The sequence below is a fragment of the Rhodoferax ferrireducens T118 genome, from assembly GCF_000013605.1.
Taxonomy (GTDB): Bacteria; Pseudomonadota; Gammaproteobacteria; order Burkholderiales; family Burkholderiaceae_C; genus Rhodoferax; species Rhodoferax ferrireducens.
The window spans coordinates 3548264-3569301 of sequence record NC_007908.1 but is presented as its reverse complement, the minus strand read 5'-3'; the positions used below and the strand labels follow the sequence as shown (position 1 = coordinate 3569301).

The 21038-nt window shown below is 60.9% G+C and carries 14 protein-coding genes; 12 read left to right on the top strand and 2 right to left on the bottom strand.

Features of this window, described 5'->3' with window-relative positions:
* Positions 1-19: 19 nt before the first annotated feature.
* Together RFER_RS16305 and RFER_RS16300 are read left to right on the top strand one after the other, a co-directional pair.
* Positions 20-871, top strand: a complete 852-nt coding sequence (locus tag RFER_RS16305) for a TatD family hydrolase (RefSeq protein WP_011465493.1) — start codon at positions 20-22, stop codon at positions 869-871.
* Positions 872-993: 122 nt separating this feature from the next.
* The gene (locus RFER_RS16300; RefSeq protein WP_011465492.1) at positions 994-1719 is read left to right on the top strand and encodes a PEP-CTERM/exosortase system-associated acyltransferase; all 726 of its coding nucleotides are present in this window, start codon (positions 994-996) and stop codon (positions 1717-1719) included.
* Positions 1720-1851: 132 nt separating this feature from the next.
* On the opposite strand, the gene RFER_RS16295 is transcribed toward RFER_RS16300, so the two are convergent.
* Both RFER_RS16295 and RFER_RS16290 read right to left on the bottom strand, forming a co-directional pair.
* Entirely contained in the window at positions 1852-2745 is an 894-nt protein-coding gene (locus RFER_RS16295; protein WP_011465491.1) for a PEP-CTERM sorting domain-containing protein, read from the bottom strand.
* Between the two features lie 217 nt (positions 2746-2962).
* Positions 2963-3808: a ThiF family adenylyltransferase gene (locus RFER_RS16290; RefSeq protein WP_011465490.1), complete on the bottom strand. Its 846-nt coding sequence runs from the start codon at positions 3806-3808 to the stop codon at positions 2963-2965.
* Between the two features lie 245 nt (positions 3809-4053).
* On the opposite strand from RFER_RS16290, the gene RFER_RS16285 reads away from it, so the two are divergent.
* The 10 genes from RFER_RS16285 to RFER_RS16240 all read left to right on the top strand — a co-directional run bounded on the left by RFER_RS16285 (position 4054) and on the right by RFER_RS16240 (position 20748).
* Entirely contained in the window at positions 4054-4908 is an 855-nt protein-coding gene (locus tag RFER_RS16285) for a PEP-CTERM/exosortase system-associated acyltransferase (RefSeq protein ID WP_011465489.1), read from the top strand.
* Between the two features lie 47 nt (positions 4909-4955).
* Entirely contained in the window at positions 4956-5498 is a 543-nt protein-coding gene (locus tag RFER_RS16280) for a DNA-deoxyinosine glycosylase (protein ID WP_011465488.1), read from the top strand.
* Positions 5499-5570: 72 nt separating this feature from the next.
* Entirely contained in the window at positions 5571-6326 is a 756-nt protein-coding gene (locus tag RFER_RS16275; protein WP_404818481.1) for a spermidine synthase, read from the top strand.
* Positions 6323-8110: a GspE/PulE family protein gene (locus RFER_RS16270; protein WP_011465486.1), complete on the top strand. Its 1788-nt coding sequence runs from the start codon at positions 6323-6325 to the stop codon at positions 8108-8110. The genes RFER_RS16275 and RFER_RS16270 overlap by 4 nt, the downstream gene beginning before the upstream one ends.
* Positions 8111-8177: 67 nt before the next feature.
* Positions 8178-8669 (top strand): tripartite tricarboxylate transporter TctB family protein, encoded by a 492-nt coding sequence (locus RFER_RS16265; RefSeq protein WP_011465485.1) that lies wholly within the window; start codon positions 8178-8180, stop codon positions 8667-8669.
* The gene (locus RFER_RS16260; RefSeq protein WP_041792613.1) at positions 8669-10180 is read left to right on the top strand and encodes a tripartite tricarboxylate transporter permease; all 1512 of its coding nucleotides are present in this window, start codon (positions 8669-8671) and stop codon (positions 10178-10180) included. The genes RFER_RS16265 and RFER_RS16260 overlap by 1 nt, the downstream gene beginning before the upstream one ends.
* A 24-nt stretch (positions 10181-10204) precedes the next feature.
* Positions 10205-11512 carry a DUF3422 family protein gene (locus RFER_RS16255; protein WP_011465483.1) on the top strand — a complete coding sequence of 436 codons (1308 nt, stop codon included), beginning with the start codon at positions 10205-10207 and terminating at the stop codon, positions 11510-11512.
* Positions 11513-11554: 42 nt separating this feature from the next.
* Positions 11555-12484 carry a DMT family transporter gene (locus tag RFER_RS16250; RefSeq protein WP_011465482.1) on the top strand — a complete coding sequence of 310 codons (930 nt, stop codon included), beginning with the start codon at positions 11555-11557 and terminating at the stop codon, positions 12482-12484.
* 432 nt (positions 12485-12916) lie between these two features.
* Positions 12917-17908 carry a 2-oxoacid:acceptor oxidoreductase family protein gene (locus RFER_RS16245; RefSeq protein WP_011465481.1) on the top strand — a complete coding sequence of 1664 codons (4992 nt, stop codon included), beginning with the start codon at positions 12917-12919 and terminating at the stop codon, positions 17906-17908.
* Positions 17905-20748: a sulfide/dihydroorotate dehydrogenase-like FAD/NAD-binding protein gene (locus RFER_RS16240; RefSeq protein WP_011465480.1), complete on the top strand. Its 2844-nt coding sequence runs from the start codon at positions 17905-17907 to the stop codon at positions 20746-20748. The genes RFER_RS16245 and RFER_RS16240 overlap by 4 nt, the downstream gene beginning before the upstream one ends.
* Positions 20749-21038: the final 290 nt, after the last annotated feature.

Below are 21038 nucleotides of genomic sequence, written 5' to 3'. Positions count from 1 at the left end.
GATATGGTACTTTCCCTGTATGACCATTTGGATCGACACCCATTGCCACCTGGATGCACAAAAGTCTAGGCCTCTAGCCCAGGCAGTGCGGGCGCGGGCTGCTATTAATAGCGTAGCTCATTGTGTGTTGCCCGCCGTCGAGCTTGGCAACTTTGATGTCGTGCGGGAGCTGGCGCACACAACCGGTGACAGCTATGCACTGGGCATTCACCCTTTGTGTGTCAAGCCGGCGTTGGACGCTCATCTGAGCCGCCTGGACGCCACGTTGATGCAGCACCGGGATGACCCGCGCCTGGTGGCCGTCGGTGAAATAGGGCTGGATTTCTTTCTGCCGGAGTTGTGTGTCAGCCCGCTGCGCGAGCGCCAGGAATATTTTTTTCTGGCACAGCTCAGGTTGGCGCAAAAGTACGACTTGCCGGTGATATTGCATACACGCCGCTCGGTGGACCGGGTGCTCAAAGGCTTGCGCGAGGTCGCTGGCGCTCGCGGGCAGTGGCATGGCATTGCCCACGCCTTCAATGGCAGCGAGCAGCAGGCCCACGCCTTCATGGCACTGGGCTTCAAGCTCGGCTTTGGCGGTGCATTGACTTATGAACGTGCGCTGCAGTTGCGACGCCTGGCGATCAGCCTGCCCCTAGACGCCATCGTGATGGAAACCGATGCGCCCGACATGCCGCCGCACTGGTTGTACAAAACGGCTGAGCAGCGCGCCGCGGGTGCAGCGCAGGGCCGCAATGAGCCCGGCGAGTTGCCGCGCATAGGGGCTGAATTGGCGGCGCTACGCGGCATCAGTGCTGACGAATTGGCTGAGGCGACGACGCGCAACGCGCTGGTGGCTCTGCCGCGGCTGCGCGCCTTATTGCCGCTTTAATTCCCGGCGGCAGCCAACCGGGTGGATTGATTTTTCGCAAGCTGGTATCGGCTGGCAAGTCGCAAACTGTCCCATGATCCACTGGGATCAGCTTTCAGAACTTTGCATCATCAGGACATCGCATGACCACCTCATTGATCGATCACGCGGAGTTTGCCCCCCTGTTTCACAGCTGTGAGGTCATTCAGGGTCGAGACAACGCCCTGATGCAACGGGTGTTTGAACTGCGGTTTCAGGTCTACTGTCTGGAACGCGGCTTTTTGCCTGCTGCCAATTACCCGGACGGCTGCGAAATAGACGAATACGACGCCGCGTCGGCGCATTTCTGCGCCTTCAATTTGCGCCGTGAGTTGGTGGGCTATGTGCGTCTGGTGCCGCCTGACCTGACACAGTCTTTTCCGTTTCAAAGTCATTGCAGCGATTTGCTGGAGGGTGCCGCGCTGGCGCCGCCCTCGCAGGCGGCCGAGATTAGCCGGCTGATGGTGCGCAGCGACTACCGGCGCCGGCGTGGCGATGTGCTGGAGGGGGTCACGGTCGACGAAGACCCGGCGCGGGTCGTACATGAACTGCGCGACCATTCGCCCCAGATTCTGTTGAGTCTGTACCGTCAGATGTACGCCTTCAGCCTCGCCCACGGTGTTCATTACTGGTACGCGGCCATGGAGCGTCTTTTGGCCCGCGCCTTGAACCAGATGAATTTTGCCTTTCGGCAGATCGGACCGCCGAGCGACTATTACGGTGTGGTGGCACCTTACCTTGGCGCTCTGCATGAGCTGGAGGCTCATCTTGAGCAGAGAAATCCGGCGCTGATGGCCTGGATGCAAAAGCCGGAAAATATGGACGTCTGATCTCGGGTGTTTGATCCGGATTCCGCGACTGTCCGGGACGGCTATTTCCAAAGACTCCAAATCCAAAGTCTCCAAAAACAAAAAAAACTGCCTGGCTTCAACCAGGCAGTTTTTGGGGGGTAGCTTTGGAGCTTATTTCTTGTTGTCCCGGCGACGGATCACACCAAATGCAGCCAATGCGAGGCCAACCAAAGCCAAGCTGCCTGGTTCAGGGATCGCGTTGCTTTGAACCGGGTCGTTGATCAGTCCGAGGAAACACTGATCAGGCAGGGAACCATTTGGGCACGCACCGCCAGCCGCCACAAGGTTGGGCTTCAGTGTGAAGTTTGAGTCGAAATCCGCAAAAAGACCACCAGGTAGCGCAAAACCATTGCTATTCCATTGGGCCATGCCGGACCCGCTGGTGGCTTCAGCAAAGAACGTACCGGCACCCGTTGTTGGAAGCGTATTGGCGTTTGCATTCTGGAACAGCGTCGCAGTTCTTTCATCAACAAGAGTCGAAGGATCATCAACGGTCACTTTGCCCGGCATCAACTCAAGTCCCAAATACAGGCTGGCGCCCGCGGCGTTGGTCAGGCCATTGAAGCCATTGAAGCCGAGACGATTATCAGGATCCTGCTGGAGAATGCTTGAAATTGGTGATGACATGCGATAGATGTCCACGTGAATCTTTCCATCACAACCCACACCACCGGTACAACCTACGTTGAAGATATTAAAGCCTGAGCTTACCGGGATGACCGAGAGGTCGGCGATGCCGTAGAGCATGAAGTAGAGGTAATCACCGCCCAGCCCACTGGTCCAAGCAGGATCACCGTTGGTTTTGTTTATGTTGGTGATTTGACCGATGCCCCACGTTGATTCTGCGAGGGTAGTACCGTAGGCCACCGGGCTGTACTCACTGGTCGTGCCCTGAAGCTTCCAGTTGTAAGGGCCCGCCAAAGTATCCAGCGGGGCGGCTGTTGCTGCCAGCGACGCCACCGCAGTCATTGCAGCGACGGCCAGCGCTTTGATATGCATCTTCATCTTCGAACTCCTTAAAAGTAACAGTACCAGAAAGCGGCCGCTGTTAAATTCAATAAAGCACATACCGTGCCGAGCTTCGATAAGTTCTTGCTTTTTATTTAAAATCAAACACTTAGATGACAGGTAAGGCGTTTCGCTTTATCACCCGTTCAGGCAGTTGTAAAAATATCCGACAGAGACACAGCGTGCTAAGGACCCCAAATTCGCTTTGACGGTCTCAGTCCGGCTGGCTGGTCGATACATCCACTATCTGGGTCTGATAACTCCTGAAGCTGTGGAGGACCAATTTGGGGGCCGAGGGTATGGGATTGCCCGCCAGCAAGTCGTGCATCATGGACATGGCCATGGCGCCGATCGCAAAGCTGCCGACGGCAACTTGCGAGGCCGGGCAGGGCTTGCCATCCTTCATCATGGTGAGTACCTTGCTGACCTGCTCGACGACCTCGGCATCGAGATGTGGCGCAAGGCGCTGTATGAACGATGCGAAAACGTCGGCGTAGCTCGGGACAGTACCACCCGCGCTTGACCCCGCGATGTCCGGGGCCAGGATGTCGGTCAATGTCAGGCTGGAACCCGCCGGGAAATACCAGACCAATGCGCCAAAGCCCACGCTCAAGGCTGTAAAAATGTGTGCCTTGTGTTTCTTCGCACTGTCGTGCAAGCGCAGGATCGCTGGCAAGTCAAGGAAGTCAACCGTATCAAAAACGATATCTGCCTTGCCAACAATCTCTTGCGTGTTGTCTGCATCCAGATAGGCCTCAATGGCCTCTACCTTGGCCTCTGGGTTGATTCTCAGGATCTTGTCTTTCAGCGCCGCGACCTTGGGCTTGCCAATATCGGCAAAGTCGTAGAACTGGCGATTCAGGTTGTGCGCGTCGACCACATCGCCGTCCACCAAGACAAAATTTTCGAAGCCCATGCGGGCTGCACAAACTGCGGGGCTGCTGCCAATTCCGCAGCCAGCGATCAGTAGTCTGGTCTTTCTTATCTTTGCTTGCGTCTCGGCCGAGATGTAGCCGCTATTTCGGGTGACCGATGTTTCGTAATCAAAAGCGTTTGTCATTTGTCAACTCTCCCATGTCAAAGAAAACCAATACTTTTTCACTTTACCAAGCGCGCAGACGACCCTCGTATTCGAATGAACCTGTAACGAACCTGTGACGAAATCGGCCTCAGTGTGTCACTTCATATTTAAAAAAACAGTTGGAATAGTGCGCTACTCGAAACAGTCTGTAAACCCCGCCCATATTTTAAGCAATCAGGCTTAGGATCACCGCGAATCAAATCCTTTTACTGACACGCGACGCCATGAAGACACATCGTTTTGAGACCAAAGACCATCGATTTGGAAGACTTGATCACCCCACACGAGACATTGACATTGCGGCGCGTTTGATGAAGCCATCTGTTGGCACCACGCATTGGGATCAGCGTGGCCTGCGCGTCCAGGATCGTGCTTTTAGAAGCGCCATGGAACTCAGGTACCAGGTTTATTGCGTGGAGTGCAGTTACCTCTCTCCCGACGACTACCCGGATGGTGTGGAGTCCGACGAACACGACGACGCCGCAGAACATTTTTATGCCTTCGACTCGCAGGATGAGTTGGTGGGTTATGTTCGCCTGGTTCGCCCGGATGTTGACCAGCGGTTCCCGTTTCAAAGCCATTGCATCACCTCTGCCGACGGTTCAAAACTACCCATGCCGGCCCGCGCCGCAGAGGTCAGCCGGCTCATGCTGCGCTGTGACTATCGGCGCCAGCGGGGTACCCGGCTCGCAGGCGTGACGGCGGTGCAGACGCACGCGGTGTCCCCGGGCGTGAGGCGCGATGACGCCTCGCAAGTTCTGCTGACGCTCTATCGCCAGATGTACGCCTACAGCCGCGCCAATGACATCAGCCACTGGTACGCCGCCATGGAGCGCCCCCTGGCGCGCTCGCTGATGCGCATGAACATCGCCTTCAGGGCCATTGGACCTCAAACGGATTACTATGGACCCGTGGCGCCCTACCTCGCCAGTCTGCAAGAGGTGGAAGCGCAAGTAGAAGCGCGTGATCCAGGCCTGTTTGCCTGGCTTCAGCAGGCTGAGCGGCGCAGCGTAAAACCAGCATTTGTCAAAAAAACCAAACTCGCGCAAGTGTGCAATACCAGTCCACAAATGTTCTAGCCGTCACACGGCCCGACGATCCCATTGAATCCCCATCTCCCGGACTGATGGTCAAAGACCAACAGAGCGCTGCCATCTCGCCCCAAACGCCACGCCTGTTCGGCTTGCCACCCCTCGTCTCCGAGAACACCAGGCTGCTGGTGTTGGGCAGTTTCCCAAGCATCACCTCGCTGGCGCGGCAGCAGTATTACGCCCACCCGCAAAACCAGTTTTGGCGAATTCTTCAAGCTATTTTCCCTTCCAGCCCCCGTGGAATAAGCGCAGCTAGCTATCAAGAACGTAGCGCCTGGCTGCTGGCGCAAGGTCTTGGTATTTGGGATGTCTATGCCTCCTGCGAGCGCGAAGGCAGTCTGGACACGGCCATTCGCCAGCCACAGGTCAACGATTTCAGCGGACTCAGGCTTCGCTGCCCGCAACTTCAGCTGATTGCCCACAACGGCGGCGAGAGCTTTCGGCACGCCAAATACACCGCCACCTTGGGCCTGCCGGTGCTCAAGTTGCCCTCAACCAGCCCGGCCAATGCCAGCTGGAGTTTTGAGCGCAAGCTCGCGGCCTGGCGCAAGGCGGTGGCGGCGGCCGGGCTGCTCTGAACGCCCGTGCGGGCGCAGGGCGGCGGGCTCTCTCAACGGTTCGGCACAGCGTTTGGGGATAATCGCCCCATCTTGAAAAAACGCACACACACCCTCCCCGAAGTTAATTTCTCTGACGACGGCCCGGTCCGTCACCTGCATCTTGGCACCGAATGGATTCAGGGCTCGATGTACCTGGACGAGCCCAACGCGCTGGTGCATGAGTACATCCAGCGCATGATGGCCTGGCTGCTCTTTGTGGAGCCCGATTCGGTCAAAGACCGCCAGGCGGTGCAGCTGGGCTTGGGTGCAGGGTCCCTCACCAAGTTCTGCCACAAAGTGCTGCGCATGAAAACAACCGCCATTGAGCTTAACCCGCAGGTGCTTGTCGCCTGCCGTGGCTGGTTCAAGCTGCCGGCTGAAAACGCCCGCCTGCAGGTGGTGCTGGCGGACGCCGCGCAAGAAATGCAGAACCCCAAGTGGTGGGGCACGGTGGACGCACTGCAGGTCGATCTATATGACCATGAGGCGGCGGCACCGGTGCTCGACAGCCTGCCGTTTTATAACCAATGCCGGCGTATGTTGACACCGCAGGGCTGCATGACGGTGAACCTGTTCGGCCGCGCCTCCAGCTTTGCCCGCAGTGTCGAAAAAATATCGGCCGCTTTTGGCAAGGAAGCTGTTTGGGCCTTCAAGCCCACGCGCGAAGGCAATACCGTGGTGCTGGCGCAGAGTACGCCAAGCCGCCCCAAGCGCGAGGTGTTGATGGCGCGCGCTGACATCATCGAGGCGCAATGGGGTCTGCCCGCCAGCAAGTGGGTGCGCGTGTTCAAGCCGATGCTGACATGAACAGCGCCGCAGCATCCAGGACCCGCCACCCGGCCCATGCCGGCCCGCTGGATTGGCGCAGCCTGGTGCTCTGGTTGCACGGCGACGGCGTCATTAGCACCGAAGAAGCGCAGCGCATCAACGCGCGCTGCGCCCAGGCCGAGAGTGTGCAGCACCCCCTGGTGCGCCTGGCCAGTGTGTCGGTGCGTCGTGCCAGTGATGGCAAGCCGCTGGACATTGAGCTGTTGACCCAATGGCTGGCCGGGCGCGCCGGCCTGGACTATTTGCGCATCGACCCGCTCAAGGTCGATGTGGGCAAAGTGGCCGACACCATGAGTGCGGCCTATGCCGAGCGCCACAAGATTTTGCCGGTGCAAGTTACCCCGAGTGAAATTGTGGTGGCCACCGCCGAACCTTTCATGACGGATTGGGTGGCTGAAGTGGAGCGGCAGTCGCGCCGCAGCGTGCGCCGGGTGGTGGCCAGCCCGCAGGACATTCACCGTTACACCGCAGAATTTTTTGCGCTGGCCAAGTCGGTGCGTGCCGCCAACAAGGCCGGTGGCAACGCCGGGGGTGCCAGTTTTGAGCAGTTGGTGGAACTGGGCAAGACCAACAAACAGCTTGATGCCAACGACCAGAGTGTCGTGCAGGTGGTGGACTGGCTCTGGCAATATGCGTTTGACCAGCGCGCCAGCGACATTCACCTGGAGCCGCGGCGCGAGCAGGGCGTGATCCGCTTTCGCATTGACGGTGTGTTGCACCCGGTGTACCAGATGCCGATGGGCGTGCTTACCGCCATGACGGCGCGCATCAAGTTGCTGGGCCGCATGGACGTGGTGGAACGCCGCCGTCCGCAAGACGGCCGCATCAAGACCCGCAATCCGCGCGGCGATGAAATCGAGATGCGGATTTCGACGCTGCCCACCGCTTTTGGCGAGAAGATGGTGATGCGGATCTTCGACCCGGACACCACCGTCAAGGACCTCGATGCCCTGGGTTTCTCAGTCCACGATGCGCAGCGCTGGGAGGCTTTGGTCAAGCGGCCGAACGGCATCATTCTGGTCACCGGACCCACCGGGTCGGGCAAGACCACGACCCTGTATTCGACCCTGAAACGGATCGCCACTGAGGAGGTGAACGTCAGCACGGTGGAAGACCCGATCGAAATGATTGAGCCTTCGTTCAACCAGACCCAGGTGCAGCTGCAGCTCGATTTTGGTTTTCCGGAAGGCCTGCGCGCCCTGATGCGGCAAGATCCCGACATCATCATGGTCGGTGAGATCCGCGACAGCCAGACCGCCGAGATGGCGGTGCAGGCCGCGCTCACCGGCCATCTGGTGTTCTCCACCTTGCACACCAACGACGCGCCGTCAGCGGTGACGCGCTTGATGGAACTGGGTGTGCCGTCCTACCTGATCACTGCCACGCTGCTGGGTGTGCTGGCGCAGCGCCTGGTGCGCACCTTGTGCCCGCATTGCAAGGTGCCCGACCCAGCGGCGACGCGCGAGGCACTGGCCGGTGTGGTCAAGCCGTGGCAGATCAACGGCGGCTACAAACCGTTCAAGCCGGTCGGCTGTGTCGATTGCCGCATGACCGGCTTCATGGGCCGCATGGGCCTGTATGAGTTGCTGGTCGTCGGTGAAGCCTTCAAGGAAAAAATAACCCGGGAGCCCAACGCCGATGCACTCAAGCGCCAGGCCGTGCTTGATGGCATGCGCCCGCTGCGGCTGGCCGGTGCCTTGCGTGTGGCCGAAGGTTTGACGGTGCTGGAAGAAGTCCTCTCCAGCACGCCACCGTTAACCTGATTCTGACCTGAGGCAGCAGCTCTGCCGTCAGGCATTCGTGTGTGAAGCTATTTCGAGGTAATTTTTGATGAAAGTTAAGAGTCAGCAAGACTTTTTCTCTGGTCTCCTGTTCACGGTGGTGGGCATTGCATTTGCCTGGGGCGCCACTGATTACAGGATCGGCGATAGCGCCCGCATGGGGCCGGGCTATTTTCCCTTGCTGCTGGGGGTGTTGCTGGCGCTGCTGGGCACCGTCATGACATTCAAGGCCATGGTGATTGAAACGCCAGAGGGAGAAAAGGTGGGCCGCTTTGCCTGGCGGCCGCTGGTGTTCATCATCGCGGCCAATCTGGTGTTCGGTGTTGCACTGGGCGGCTTGCCGAGCCTGAAAGTGCCGGCCCTGGGCTTGATCGTCGGCATTTACGCGCTGACCTTCATGGCCAGTCTGGCGGGTGACCGCTTCAAGGCCAAAGAAGCTGCCGTGCTGGCCACGGTGTTGGCTGTGCTGAGCTACCTGGCCTTTGTGCTGGTGCTCAAACTGCAGTTTGTGGTGTGGCCCGCTTTGACGGTTGGATCATGATGGAGCTGATCAACCACCTCTCGCTCGGTTTCGGTGTCGCCTTCACACCGATCAACCTCACGTATGCCTTTGTCGGCTGTCTGCTGGGCACCTTGATTGGTGTGCTGCCGGGCATTGGGCCGCTGGCCACCATCGCCATGCTGTTGCCCGCCACCTACGGGCTACCCCCGGTGTCGGCGCTGATCATGCTGGCCGGTATTTACTACGGGGCCCAGTATGGCGGCTCCACCACGGCCATTCTGGTCAACCTGCCGGGTGAGGCGTCGTCGGTGGTCACGGTGATTGACGGCTACCAGATGGCGCGCCAGGGCCGCGCCGGCCCGGCATTGGCGGCGGCTGGACTGGGCTCGTTTTTTGCCGGCTGTGTCGGCACGCTGGTGCTCGCCGCCTTTGCCGTCCCCTTGACCGAGCTCGCCTTCATGTTTGGCGCGGCCGAATATTTTTCATTGATGGTGCTGGGGCTGATTGGCGCCGTGGTGCTGGCCTCGGGCTCGCTGCTCAAGGCGTTTGGCATGATTTTGCTGGGTTTGCTGCTGGGCATGGTCGGCACCGATGTCAACTCGGGGGTGGCGCGTTTCAGTTTTGACATTCCGGAGCTGACCGACGGCATCGGTTTTATCGTGATTGCCATGGGCCTGTTTGGCTATGGCGAGATCATCAGCAACCTGGGCAAACATGAGAGCGAACGTGAAGTATTCATCGCCCGTGTACAGGGCTTGCTGCCAAGCCGGCAGGACTTCAAGCGCATGGTGCCGGCGGTCCTGCGTGGCACGGCCCTGGGCTCGGTGTTGGGTATTTTGCCGGGCGGTGGCGCGGTGATGGCGGCGTTCGCGGCCTACACGCTCGAGAAGAAAACCAGCCTGCAGCCGGGTGAAGTGCCATTTGGCCAAGGCAATATCCGGGGCGTGGCCGCGCCGGAGTCGGCCAACAACGCGGCCTCGCAAACCTCCTTCATTCCCTTGCTGACCTTGGGCATTCCACCCAACGCGGTGATGGCGCTGATGGTGGGCGCCATGACCATCCACAACATCCAGCCCGGCCCGCAGGTGATGACCAGCAACCCGGAGCTGTTTTGGGGCCTGATTGCGTCCATGTGGATTGGCAATGCCATGTTGATTGTGTTGAACCTGCCGCTGATTGGCATCTGGATCAAGCTGCTGAGCGTGCCGTACCGCTGGCTGTTTCCGGCCATCGTGCTGTTTTGCGCGATTGGGGTTTATTCCACCAACAACAGCACCTGGGACGTGTGGATGGTGGGCTTGTTTGGGGTCATTGGCTATGTGTTCATCAAGCTCGGCATGGAGCCGGCACCGCTGCTGCTGGGTTTTATTCTGGGGCCGATGATGGAAGAAAACCTGCGCCGTGCGCTGCTGCTGTCGCGCGGTGACTGGAGCGTCTTGCTGACGCGTCCCCTGTCGGCGAGCCTGTTGGCGCTGGCGGCGCTGTTGCTGCTGACGGTGCTGCTGCCGTCGATCAAAAAGAAGCGCGAAGAAGCGTTTGTCGAGGCCTGAACTCAATCGCCGCAAGGAAGTCCCATGCCACTCAAATCGCTTCTGCCATCGCGTTTGCCCCAGCACCCGCAACGCGCCGCGCTGCACAACGAGGTTCACGCCCGCCCGCCGCAGGCGCTGGCTGCGCCCCTGGCGATCTCCCATGTGGTCATGCTGTGCGACGCGGCGCAGCGCGATGCCAGTCGCGCTCATGTGTCGGCGCTCTTACGCGACCACCATCTGCCGCTGCCTGACCCGCAGTCCAGTCACTTCCGGATGGACTTTGGCCCGTTCCACATTCGCTGGGAGTTACACACCGAGTTTGTCACCTGGACCTTCATGTGCCCGCTGTCCACCGCCCGTTTGGGCGAGATCGAGCCCGCGCTCGCCCTGGCCGCCGTGCCGCAAGACTGGTTGACGGGTCTGCCGGGGCAGTGTTTGTGCAGCTTGCACCTGTGGGTGATTTCAAACCACACGCTGGGCACGTCGGCGTTGGTGAAACAGGTGCTGCTGGAAGATTCCTTGCTGGCCTCCAGCGTGGCCGGTGGTGGTGGTGAGGTCTACACCGACTTTGCCATGCATGCCGATGGCTTTTCACGCATGGTGCTGCTGGCGGGCAACTTGTCGCCGCGCCGCTTGGGCCGTCTGGTACAGCGCCTGCTGGAGATTGAAACCTACCGCATGGCGGCTTTGCTGGGCCTGCCGACGGCGCGCGAGGCATCTGGCATGTTATCCAGCGCCGAGCGTGAGCTGGTCGAGCTCGCCAGCGCCATTCGCAGTGCCAGACCCGAGGATGAGCCGCTGCTGCTGGACCGCCTGACCAAGCTGGCCGGGCAGGTGGAGAGCCAGCACGCGGCCACACATTCGCGTTTTTCGGCCAGCGCCGCTTATTTTGAGCTGGTGGACAAGCGCATCAAAGAAATCAACGAGTCTGCCTTACCCGGCATGCAGACCATCGGTGAATTCATGGACCGGCGCTTGAGCCCTGCACGCAGCACCTGCGAGTGGGCCACCCGACGCCAGGACGCGTTGTCGCAGCGGGTCTCGCGCATCAGCAACTTATTGCGCACGCGGGTCGAGATCGAACAGCAGCAAAGCAGTCAGGCCTTGCTGGCGACCATGAATCAGCGGCAAGACCTGCAGCTTAAATTGCAGTCGACGGTGGAGGGGCTGTCGGTGGCCGCCATCACCTATTACATCGTCGGTCTGGTGAGTTACCTGGCCAAGGGCGCGACCCAGCTGGGCTGGCCCTGGAGCGGAGAAAGCACGGCGGCGGCGGCTATTCCGGTGGTGGCGCTGGGGGTCTGGTGGTCGCTGCGCCGCTTGCACCACAAGGTTTTTAAAAACAACTGAGCTGCACTGGCTCAGTGTGGTTTTCAAGAATATATATAAATAATGGCTGTAGCCCCCGTATCTATTGGACAAATAGCTCCTAAAAAAATAGCATTTGGATTGTCGCTGGCGGTGCTGGGTGCGATTGCTTTCAGCGGCAAGGCGATCATCGTCAAGCTGGCTTACCGCTATGGGGTGGACGCGGTCACGCTGATCATGTACCGCATGCTGTTTGCGCTGCCTATTTTTGCGTTGATGGCCTGGTGGGCCAGTCGCGGCAAGCCGGCGCCGACGCGCCAGGACTGGCGGGGCATTCTGGGCTTGGGGGTGACGGGCTACTACCTGGCCAGTTTTCTCGACTTTGCCGGTCTGGCCTATATCAGCGCCTCGCTGGAGCGCCTGATCCTGTACCTGAACCCGACGCTGGTGCTGCTGCTGGGCTTGCTGCTGTACCAGCGCCATATCCAGCGTGCGCAGGGCTGGGGCATGCTGATCAGTTATTGCGGGGTGCTGCTGGTGTTTGGCCACGAGATCCAATTCTTGGGCCGTGACGCGGCGTTGGGGGCCTTGCTGGTTTTTCTCAGTGCGGTCAGCTATGCCTTGTACATGACGTTCAGTGGCGAATTGGTGCAGCGGCTGGGCTCCTTGCGTCTGGTCGGCTTGGCCACCACCGTGGCCTGCCTGTTGTGCATCGGCCAGTTTGTGCTGCTGCGCCCCTGGAGTGCCGCGCTGGTGGCGCCCGAGGTGATCTGGCTCTCCATCCTCAACGCCACGCTGTGCACGGCGGCGCCGGTGTTGATGGTGATGATGGCGATTGAGCGCATTGGTCCCAGTCTGGCGGCGCAGGCCGGCATGGTCGGCCCGATGTCCACCATTTTGATGGGTGTCGTGATTCTGGGCGAACCCTTCACCGCCTGGGTGGCGGCGGGCACGGTGTTGGTGGTGGCGGGGATTTTTGTCTTCAGTCGCAGCGGGCGCCCGGCATCCACGTAAAAACGCGCTGGACAATCCAGTGCCAGACCGGATAGCCCTCGCCTGATGTCTGGATGTTGGGATTTCTTGCCAGTTGGCCGCACAAAAACAACATTTACTTATCAGAACTTTGATCTGTGCGTAATAGCAGGTTGATATGCCGGTTGTGCTGGAAGTGAAGTTCTTATACTTGAAACTCACGATCAGACGAGCGGCTCAACTGCCCGTTTGACCAGTTGGGGTGAGTGTTAAGCCACTTGCCTTTTTGTAGGCCGGAAAATCTCCGGCAAGCGCCGTGCGAGGTTTCCTGCCGGGTGCTCCCAAGGCGCCGGGCAGGGGGTCTCATTAATTTAGCTTCCAGAGCCCACTGGAACGTCTGCCGCGGCAGCCGCGCGCATGTCATCGGGCTCGGGACTTGAGATCGATTGACCGCTCACAGACACCCACTGCAAGATGAAAACCCAAATAGCCAAGTACCCCGGCATCCCCAACGTCATCCACGGCAACGGCGCGGTCGCCTACGTCATGAACCATGTCTGCGGCGGTGTCATCGGTTACCCCATCACGCCTTCGACCGAGATTGCCGAGATCTACGAGGCCTTCCGGGCCGAGGGCGGCATCAATGTCTGGGGCAAACACCCATTTTTCTTCGGCCCTGAGGGCGAGCATTCGGCGCAAAGCGGTGCGCTGGGGGCGGCGTTGACGGGCGGGCAGTTTATTTCCAATGCCTCGTCGAGCCAGGGCATTTTGTACGCGCTTGAATCGCATTACGTCACCGTTGGCAAAAAGGTCGGTGGCTTTGTGCTGCAGGTCGCCGCGCGCGTGGTGTCCAAACATTCGCTCAACGTCATGGCCGGGCATGACGACGTTTATGCCCTGATGTCCTCGGGCTACACCATTCTGTTTGGTGCCAACCCGCAGGAAGCGGCCGATCTGGCGGCGATTTCTTACCGCGTCGCGTCGCTGTCGCTGATTCCGGTCGCCAACGCCATGGACGGTTTTGCCACCAGCCACATGCTGTGTGAAGCGCTGATGCCCGAGCCCGCATTGCTGGCCGAGTATCTGGGCGACCCGGCCGGGCGCATCAAGGCGCCGACGCTGGCGCAGGAGATGCTCTACGGTGCCAAAGGCCGGGTGGTCCAGTTGCAGCACTACCTGGCGCGCCACCAGGCTGACCTGACGGATGACAGTCTGTCAAAGCTGAGCAGTTTTCTTGATGCCAACGCCGCTGAAGTGGAACAAGACAATGTCGGCAAATTGGTCGCCCAGACGCTGGGTTGGCTGCCCGAAGAATTGCAGGGCCAATGGCAGCGCCAGTGGGTCAATGCCTTTGAGAAAGGCACGCGCCAATTGGTGCCCGCGCTGGTGGATGTGAATAACCCGGGACTGACCGGCGCAGTGCAAAACCAGGCTGATTTTCAAGCCGGTGCCGTCGATCACCGCACCCACTTTGCCAACGCGGTGCCTGCCTTCGTGCGTCAGGCGATGGACGAATACGCGGCACTTTCCGGACGCCAGTACGCGCCGGTGCAAACCTTTATGTGTGATGACGCCGACACCGTGATGGTGGGTCTGGGCTCGGTCACGGACGACGTCGAAGCGGTGGTCAGCCACCTGCGCGGCTTGGGGCAGAAGGTGGGCTTGATCGCCATCAAACTGCTGCAACCTTTTCCGGAAGGCCAGCTGATCGCTGCCTTGCAAGGCAAAAAGGCAGTGACGGTGCTGGAACGCTCCGATCAGACGGCGCTCACCAGCCTGGTGACGCAGGCGCTGTTCAAGGCACGCGAAAACGCCGCGCAACTGCGTCATCCCGGAATTCCCGCACTCAGCGCCAGCCCGCTGCTGACCACGGCGATCTTTGGTCTGGGCGGCCATGACCTGCAGCCGCGCCACTTGATTGCGGCTTTCAAGAACATGGCCGACGGCAACACGGCGCCCTTGATTTATCTGGGCTCCCAGTTCTTCTCGCAGACGGCAACACCACGTGTGGCTGAGCTGCAGGCGCGCCTGAAGCTGGCTTACCCTGAAACCGAGCTGATGGCGCTTGAAACCGAGGCCAATCCGAAGCTGCTGCCCGATGCCGGCTTTCGGGTGCGCTTTCACTCGGTGGGTGGCTACGGCACGATTGCATCGGGCAAACTGCTGACCGACATCCTGGCCGGTGTGCTGGAGATGCACTCCAAGTCGGCGCCCAAATACGGCTCCGAGAAGAGCGGGGCACCGACCAACTACTACATCACCCTGAGCCCGGAGCCGGTCAAGATCACCAACGCCGAACTGGAGGATGTGGAGGTCGTCATCGCCCCGGATCACAAGGTGTTCAGTCACACCAATCCGCTGCTCGGGCTGGTCGCGGGCGGCACCTTTATCCTGCAGTCGAATGCGAGCGCCGAAGAGGTCTGGCAAGAGCTGCCGGTCCAGGCGCGCAAAACCATCCGTGAGAGACAAATCAATTTCTTCATTGTGGATGCCTTTGCCGTGGCCAAAAAGCATGCGCCAACGCCGGAGCTGGCGACCCGCATGATGGGCATTGCCTTCATCGGCGCTGTCGCCGGTCATGTCAGTCAGGTGGCAGCAGGCGCGGCCCCGGAAGTGATCCTGGAAAAAGTCCGCCAGCAAATCGCCAAGAAATTTGGGGGCAAGGGCGGCGCCGTGATGGAGGGCAATATGGCGGTCATCCGCGAGGGCATTGAGGCGACGCAAAAAGTGGATTACGCGCTGGATGCGTTCGCCCGTATCGACGCCAGGCCCGCGCCAATTGCGATTCACGATGTGTCGCTGTCGGCGTCCATGTGCCAGAGCGCAGGCAGCTCAGGCTGCGCGGGCATGTTTGACCGCGGCTATTACGACGACATGGTGCTCGACCCGTTCCGCGAAGGGGCGATTGGCGAGGCGCCGGTGCTGCCCGGCACGGGTCTGTTCATGCCGGCGGGTACCGCCAGTGCCAAGGACAAAGGGCTGTTTCGCCGCAGCGTGCCCGAGTTCAAGGCCGACTTGTGCACCGGTTGCATGGAGTGCGCGCTGGTCTGTCCGGACGGCGCCATCCCCAACAGCGTGCATGACATTCATGAACTGCTGCTCACGGGCATCGGCCAACTCGACATCCCGCCCGTCCAGCGCGAGCTCATGCGCGGCCATGTCTATGCGCTGACGGCCAGCGTGCGGGAGGCTTATCGCCAGAGCAGAGAAGCGCGGCCGTTCCATGAGCTGGTGGCCGAGGCCGCGACCCATCTGGAGACCGAGAACGTGACCGTGCTGCGCAACTTCAGCACGCTGATCGATGCCCTGGCGCTCTATCCGGTCGCGCGCACGCGGCCCTTCTTTGACGCCATGGAAAAGGCCAAACCGGGCAGCGGCGCTCTCTACGGTGTCACGGTCGACCCGTGGAAATGCACCGGCTGTCTGGAATGTGTAGAGGTTTGCGGCCCGGGTGCCTTGGTCACCCGCGAACAGGATGCGGCCTTGTTGCAAACCCTGCAACAGCGTTTTGATTTCATGAGCAAGACGCCCAACACGCCGGCGCGCTTTGTGGTTGATGCGATCCAGCCCGGCGGCGAGATCAAGCGCCTGCTGCTTGACCGCGCCAACTACTACAGCACCACCGGCGGCCACGGCGCCTGCCGTGGCTGTGGCGAGGTGACTGCCACCCGTCTGGTCATGGCCACCAGCCACGCCTTGGCCGACAGGCGTCAGCGCGAGCATATTCGTGAGTTGGAGAACCTGATTGGCCGCATGCGAGACAAGCAAGTGGCGCTGGCCGACCATGACGCCGAGCGCCAGCAACGCCTGGGCGCGCTCATCAACACGCTGGAAAAGAGGCTCTATTTGTACGAGAGCGGCCCCACCGGCAACGGCCCGGCTGGCACGGTGGTGGCCAATTCGACCGGCTGCAGCAGTGTCTACGCCTCCACCTTCCCGTTCAACGCTTTCAAGGACCCGTGGGTCAACAGCCTGTTCCAGGATGCACAGCCTTTGGCCAAAGGTATTTTTGAGGGCATTGCGGCGCAGACCGTCGGCGATGTGCGTGCACTGCGCCTGGCGCGGCTGGAGCTGGCGGATGCCTATGACGCCCAAGTCCACGACCCCGCCTTGCGCATGTTGTCGTGGGAGCAGTTCAGCGTGGCCGAGCTGGGCCTGATGCCGACCGTGATCACCATCGGCGGCGACGGCGCCACCTACGACATCGGTTTTGGCGCGCTGTCGCGCATTTTGATGAGTGGCACACCGCTTAAAGTCCTGGTGCTCAACACCGGGTCTTATTCCAATACCGGCGGTCAAGCCTCAACCTCGAGCTTTCTGGGGCAAGACTCTGACCTGGCGCGCTTTGGCAGCACGGCGACGGGCAAGCACGAGTCGCGCAAGGAACTCGGCCTGATCGCAGCATTCCACTCCAATGTGTTTGTGTGCGCCACCAGCACCGCGCTGCAGGGCCACTTTTTGAAAAACACGATGGAGTGCCTGTCCTACACCGACGGCCCCGCCGTGCTCGACGTCTATACCCCGTGCCAGGGTGAGCAGGGCATTGGCGATGGCGCATCGTCCGAGCGCTCCCGCCTGGCGGTCGAGAGCCGCATGAGCCCGGTGTTTGTGCATGACCCGCGCCGTGGCAGCACGCTGCACGACTGGTTCTCGCTCGAAGGCAACCCCGATCCGCTGCAGACCTGGGCGACGACAACGCTGGAATACCAGGACGACGAGGGCCAGCTCAAGCTGATGAGCATGGCGCTGACACCGGCGCACTTTGCCTTGGGTGAAGTGCGCTTCAAGAAGCAGTTTCACAAGCTCGGCGCCGACGACACGCTTGCGCTGCCGGTCGAAGCTTATGTTGAGCTGCCCCGGCCTGAGCGTGCGGGCAAGACCGCGTTCATCTGGTCCACCGATGCCAACAGGCGCCTGATCAAAATAGCGGTGGCCGAGGCCATCGTGGCGCTGGTTGAAGAACGGCGCAAATACTGGCATCTGCTGCAGTTCCTGGACGGCCAGCATGTGGCCAAAATGGACGAGAGCCATCGCCTCGGCATGGCCACCCTGCAAGCGCAGTACCTTGATTCGGTGACGCAGCGCGACAGCTCGCTCGACTCGTTTGCGCGTGCCATGTCCGAGCTGGCCGCCGCCAGCAAAGCGCCGGTCGGCGGCGCCCGGGTGATACCGATCATGGCGCAATCGGCAGGCGCTGGCAGCGCCGCGGCCAGCCCCGTAGTTGGCGCTGCGACCGAAGCGCTGGTGCGCTACGACATCGCCGATCAGGTCAAATGCACCGACTGCAAGACCTGCTACCAGGACCTGCCCGAACTGTTCGAGAAAACCCGCATCGTCGTCAATGGCGAGTCGCGTGATGTGGGCCAACTGATTGCCGGCGCCATGGAGCGCATCAAAGTCACGCCTGAGCTCAAGAGCCGCATCAAGCGGGTGGCGGCCAATTGCGACGCGGAGATCATTCTGTGAGCACCGAGAGCCTGAGCCCAGCCAGCGGCGACGAGCTGGGCCGCTACGTCAGCGCGAGCCGCACGCTCGATGCCACGCGCTCGCAGATCGACGCCCTGGAGCAGACCGAAGCGGTGGAGACCTTCCATCGCCAGTTGGCGTTGTTGCGCCGGCGCCTGCTGAGCGAGCCGCAGGCCTTTCGCGACATCTTTATTGCTGACGGCACCGAAGCCATGGTCTGGGAGTTTCAGCAAGACGAGCTGGGGCCCGATTTCATCCGCACCCTGTGGGCCTTGATGCTGCGTGACGACGACACCAGCAAAGTGCTGATGCGCTTTGTCTGGAACGTGCCGCTCAAACTCAAACGCAAGTTTGTGCGCGCCATCGACACCCATTTGTCAGAGCGCTACCCGATGTTCAAGGGCCTGTCGCAAAACTGGCCGGCGGAAAACTTCATCCCGCCCTCTATGCGCGATCCGCTGGAGAGGTCCCAGGACTTCGGCCTGGTCAACCAGGGTTACCTGGGTTACATGAGCCAGGGCTACAGCGCGCGCGAGGTGGAGATGTTTGTGTGGCTGGAAGCGCTGCGCGACAAGCAGTGCGAAGACAAGCCGTGCGAGCTGGGTCTGCGTGTCGCAGGCCAAGCCGAGCCCAAGGGCGGCTGTCCGGTCAAGATCCATATCCCGGAAATGCTCGAATTGCTCGGCACCGGGCGCTTTCGCGAAGCGATGGAATTGATAGAGAACTGCAACCCCTTGCCCAATGTGACCGGGCGCGTCTGCCCGCAGGAGTTGCAGTGCCAGGGCGTCTGCACGCACCAGAAGCGGCCGATCGAGATTGGCCAGATCGAGTGGTATCTGCCGCAACGCGAAAAGCTGGTCAATGCCGAGGGCATTGCGGCGCGCTTTGCCAATATTCCCGACCCTTGGGCCAAGGCCGACAAGCCGCCCGTGGCGGTGGTGGGCTCAGGCCCGGCCGGGCTGATCAACGCTTACCTGCTGGCCTCCGAGGGTTTCCCGGTGACGGTGTTCGAGGCCTTTCATGCCCTGGGCGGCGTGCTGCGCTACGGCATTCCCGAGTTCCGCCTGCCCAACGACCTGATCGACGATGTGGTCGGCAAAATCAAATTACTCGGCGGCAAGTTTGTCGCCAACTTTGTGGTCGGTAAAACAGCGACGCTGGAGGACCTGAAACAAGCCGGCTTCTGGAAGATATTTGTCGGCACCGGTGCGGGTTTGCCGCGCTTCATGAATGTGCCCGGTGAGCACTTGCTCAACGTCATGTCGGCCAACGAGTTCCTGACGCGCGTGAACCTGATGCAGGGTCTGCACGCGGACTACGAGACTCCCCTGCCCGAGACACGCGGCAAACGCATCATGGTCATTGGGGGCGGCAACACGGCGATGGATGCCGCGCGCACCGCCCGCCGCCTGGGCGGGCTGGTCACCATCGTCTATCGCCGCACCCAGGCCGAGATGCCGGTGCGGGTCGAGGAGTTGCACCACGCGTTTGAGGAAGGCATTGAGCTCAAGGAATTACGGGCGCCGCGCGAATTCATCGGCGACGACAAGACCCATTTTGTGACCCACAGCCTGCTCGATGTGATCGCGCTGGGCGCGCCCGATGCCTCCGGCCGGCGCAGTCCGGTGAGCACCGGCGAGACCGAATCGATGACGGTGGACCTGGTCATCATGGCGCTGGGCAACACACCCAACCCGATCATCAAAGACTCCGAGCCCAGCCTCAAGACGACCAAGTGGGGCACCATCGATGTGGCGCCGGGTTCGCAGCAGACCTCGCTGCCCGGCGTTTATTCGGGTGGCGATGCGGCGCGTGGCGGCTCCACGGCCATCCGCGCCGCCGGCGACGGCCAGGCCGCGGCGCGCGAGATTGTGGGCGACATCAACCTGACGGCGCACGAGATCACTGCCATGGTCAGGAACGCCGCGCACTACACCGAGATGGGTGCTGCGCCGCAGACGATTCTGCAGAAGATTCATTTGGCCGATGGCATCGTCGAGTTCATCGTGCATTCGCCCCTGGTCGCCAAGGCGGCCCAGGCTGGCCAATTCGTGCGCGTGTTGCCCTGGGAAAAGGGCGAACTCATTCCGCTCACGCTGGCCGACTGGGATGCCAAAGCCGGCACCATTTGCCTGGTGGTGCAGGCCATGGGCGCGAGCAGCATCGCCATCAACGCCATGTTGGTGGGCGATGCCTTTACCGGTATCGCCGGCCCGCTGGGCCTGCCCAGTGAACTGCACCGTTTTGAGGGCCAGCAGACGGTGGTGTTTACCGCAGGTGGCCTGGGTTTGCCGCCCGTTTACCCCATCATGCGCGCGCACCTGCGCCTGGGCAACCACGTCACGCTGATTGCGGGCTTCCGCAATGCCGACTTGCTGTTCTGGGTCAAGGCGGGTGAACGCGTGAGCCAACTGCAAGCCGAGTTCCCCGATTTGCTCGACGTGATCTACACCAGCAACGACGGCAGCTTCTGTCAAAAGGGTTTTGTCACCACGCCGCTTGAAGCCATGCTCAAGGATGGTCAGACCAGCCAGGGCCGCAAAATTGCCGAAGTCGTGACGATTGGCCCGCCGCTGATGATGCGTGCCGTGAGCGATCTGACCAAACCCTATGGCGTCAAGACGGTTGCCAGCCTGAACTCGATCATGGTCGACGCCACCGGCATGTGCGGCGCCTGCATGGTGCCGGTGACGATTGACGGCAAGATGGTGCGCAAGCACGCCTGTGTTGACGGCCCCGAGCTCGACAGCCACATCATCGACTGGGACAAGTTTTTGCCGCGCTTCAACCAGTTCAAGCCGCAGGAGCAGGCGAGCCGGGTCACGCACGGGTTCGCCTGAGGGTGCTGGGAGACGCTTGGATGTGTCAACGCAGCGTCGTCCATGACGCTGCGAGTTACAAACAATTTGGCGATCCAGCCCCCGTGTTGCTTGCGTATGTAGCTATAAAAAAAGTAGCTATATGAGTGGCATTGCGGTCATCGCCGTTATCGTCGTGATGCAGGTATGCGCTAACGCCTTGGGCCGGCAAGCTTGGGTAAGCGACGCTTCTGGTTGACGGTTGAAGTCAGTGAAATCAGCCGCTTCGAGCTTCGGCTCAGTCCGCCTTGGTACAGCACCGCTGTCAATGG

Excerpts from the sequence above, each read along its gene's own strand:
- RFER_RS16305 (WP_011465493.1), top strand. The coding sequence starts at position 20 with ATGACCATTTGGATCGACACCCATTGCCACCTGGATGCACAAAAGTCT.
- RFER_RS16300 (WP_011465492.1), top strand. The coding sequence starts at position 994 with ATGACCACCTCATTGATCGATCACGCGGAGTTTGCCCCCCTGTTTCAC.
- RFER_RS16295 (WP_011465491.1), bottom strand. The coding sequence starts at position 2,745 with ATGAAGATGCATATCAAAGCGCTGGCCGTCGCTGCAATGACTGCGGTG.
- RFER_RS16290 (WP_011465490.1), bottom strand. The coding sequence starts at position 3,808 with ATGACAAACGCTTTTGATTACGAAACATCGGTCACCCGAAATAGCGGC.
- RFER_RS16285 (WP_011465489.1), top strand. The coding sequence starts at position 4,054 with ATGAAGACACATCGTTTTGAGACCAAAGACCATCGATTTGGAAGACTT.
- RFER_RS16280 (WP_011465488.1), top strand. The coding sequence starts at position 4,956 with ATGGTCAAAGACCAACAGAGCGCTGCCATCTCGCCCCAAACGCCACGC.
- RFER_RS16270 (WP_011465486.1), top strand. The coding sequence starts at position 6,323 with ATGAACAGCGCCGCAGCATCCAGGACCCGCCACCCGGCCCATGCCGGC.
- RFER_RS16265 (WP_011465485.1), top strand. The coding sequence starts at position 8,178 with ATGAAAGTTAAGAGTCAGCAAGACTTTTTCTCTGGTCTCCTGTTCACG.
- RFER_RS16260 (WP_041792613.1), top strand. The coding sequence starts at position 8,669 with ATGGAGCTGATCAACCACCTCTCGCTCGGTTTCGGTGTCGCCTTCACA.
- RFER_RS16255 (WP_011465483.1), top strand. The coding sequence starts at position 10,205 with ATGCCACTCAAATCGCTTCTGCCATCGCGTTTGCCCCAGCACCCGCAA.
- RFER_RS16250 (WP_011465482.1), top strand. The coding sequence starts at position 11,555 with ATGGCTGTAGCCCCCGTATCTATTGGACAAATAGCTCCTAAAAAAATA.
- RFER_RS16245 (WP_011465481.1), top strand. The coding sequence starts at position 12,917 with ATGAAAACCCAAATAGCCAAGTACCCCGGCATCCCCAACGTCATCCAC.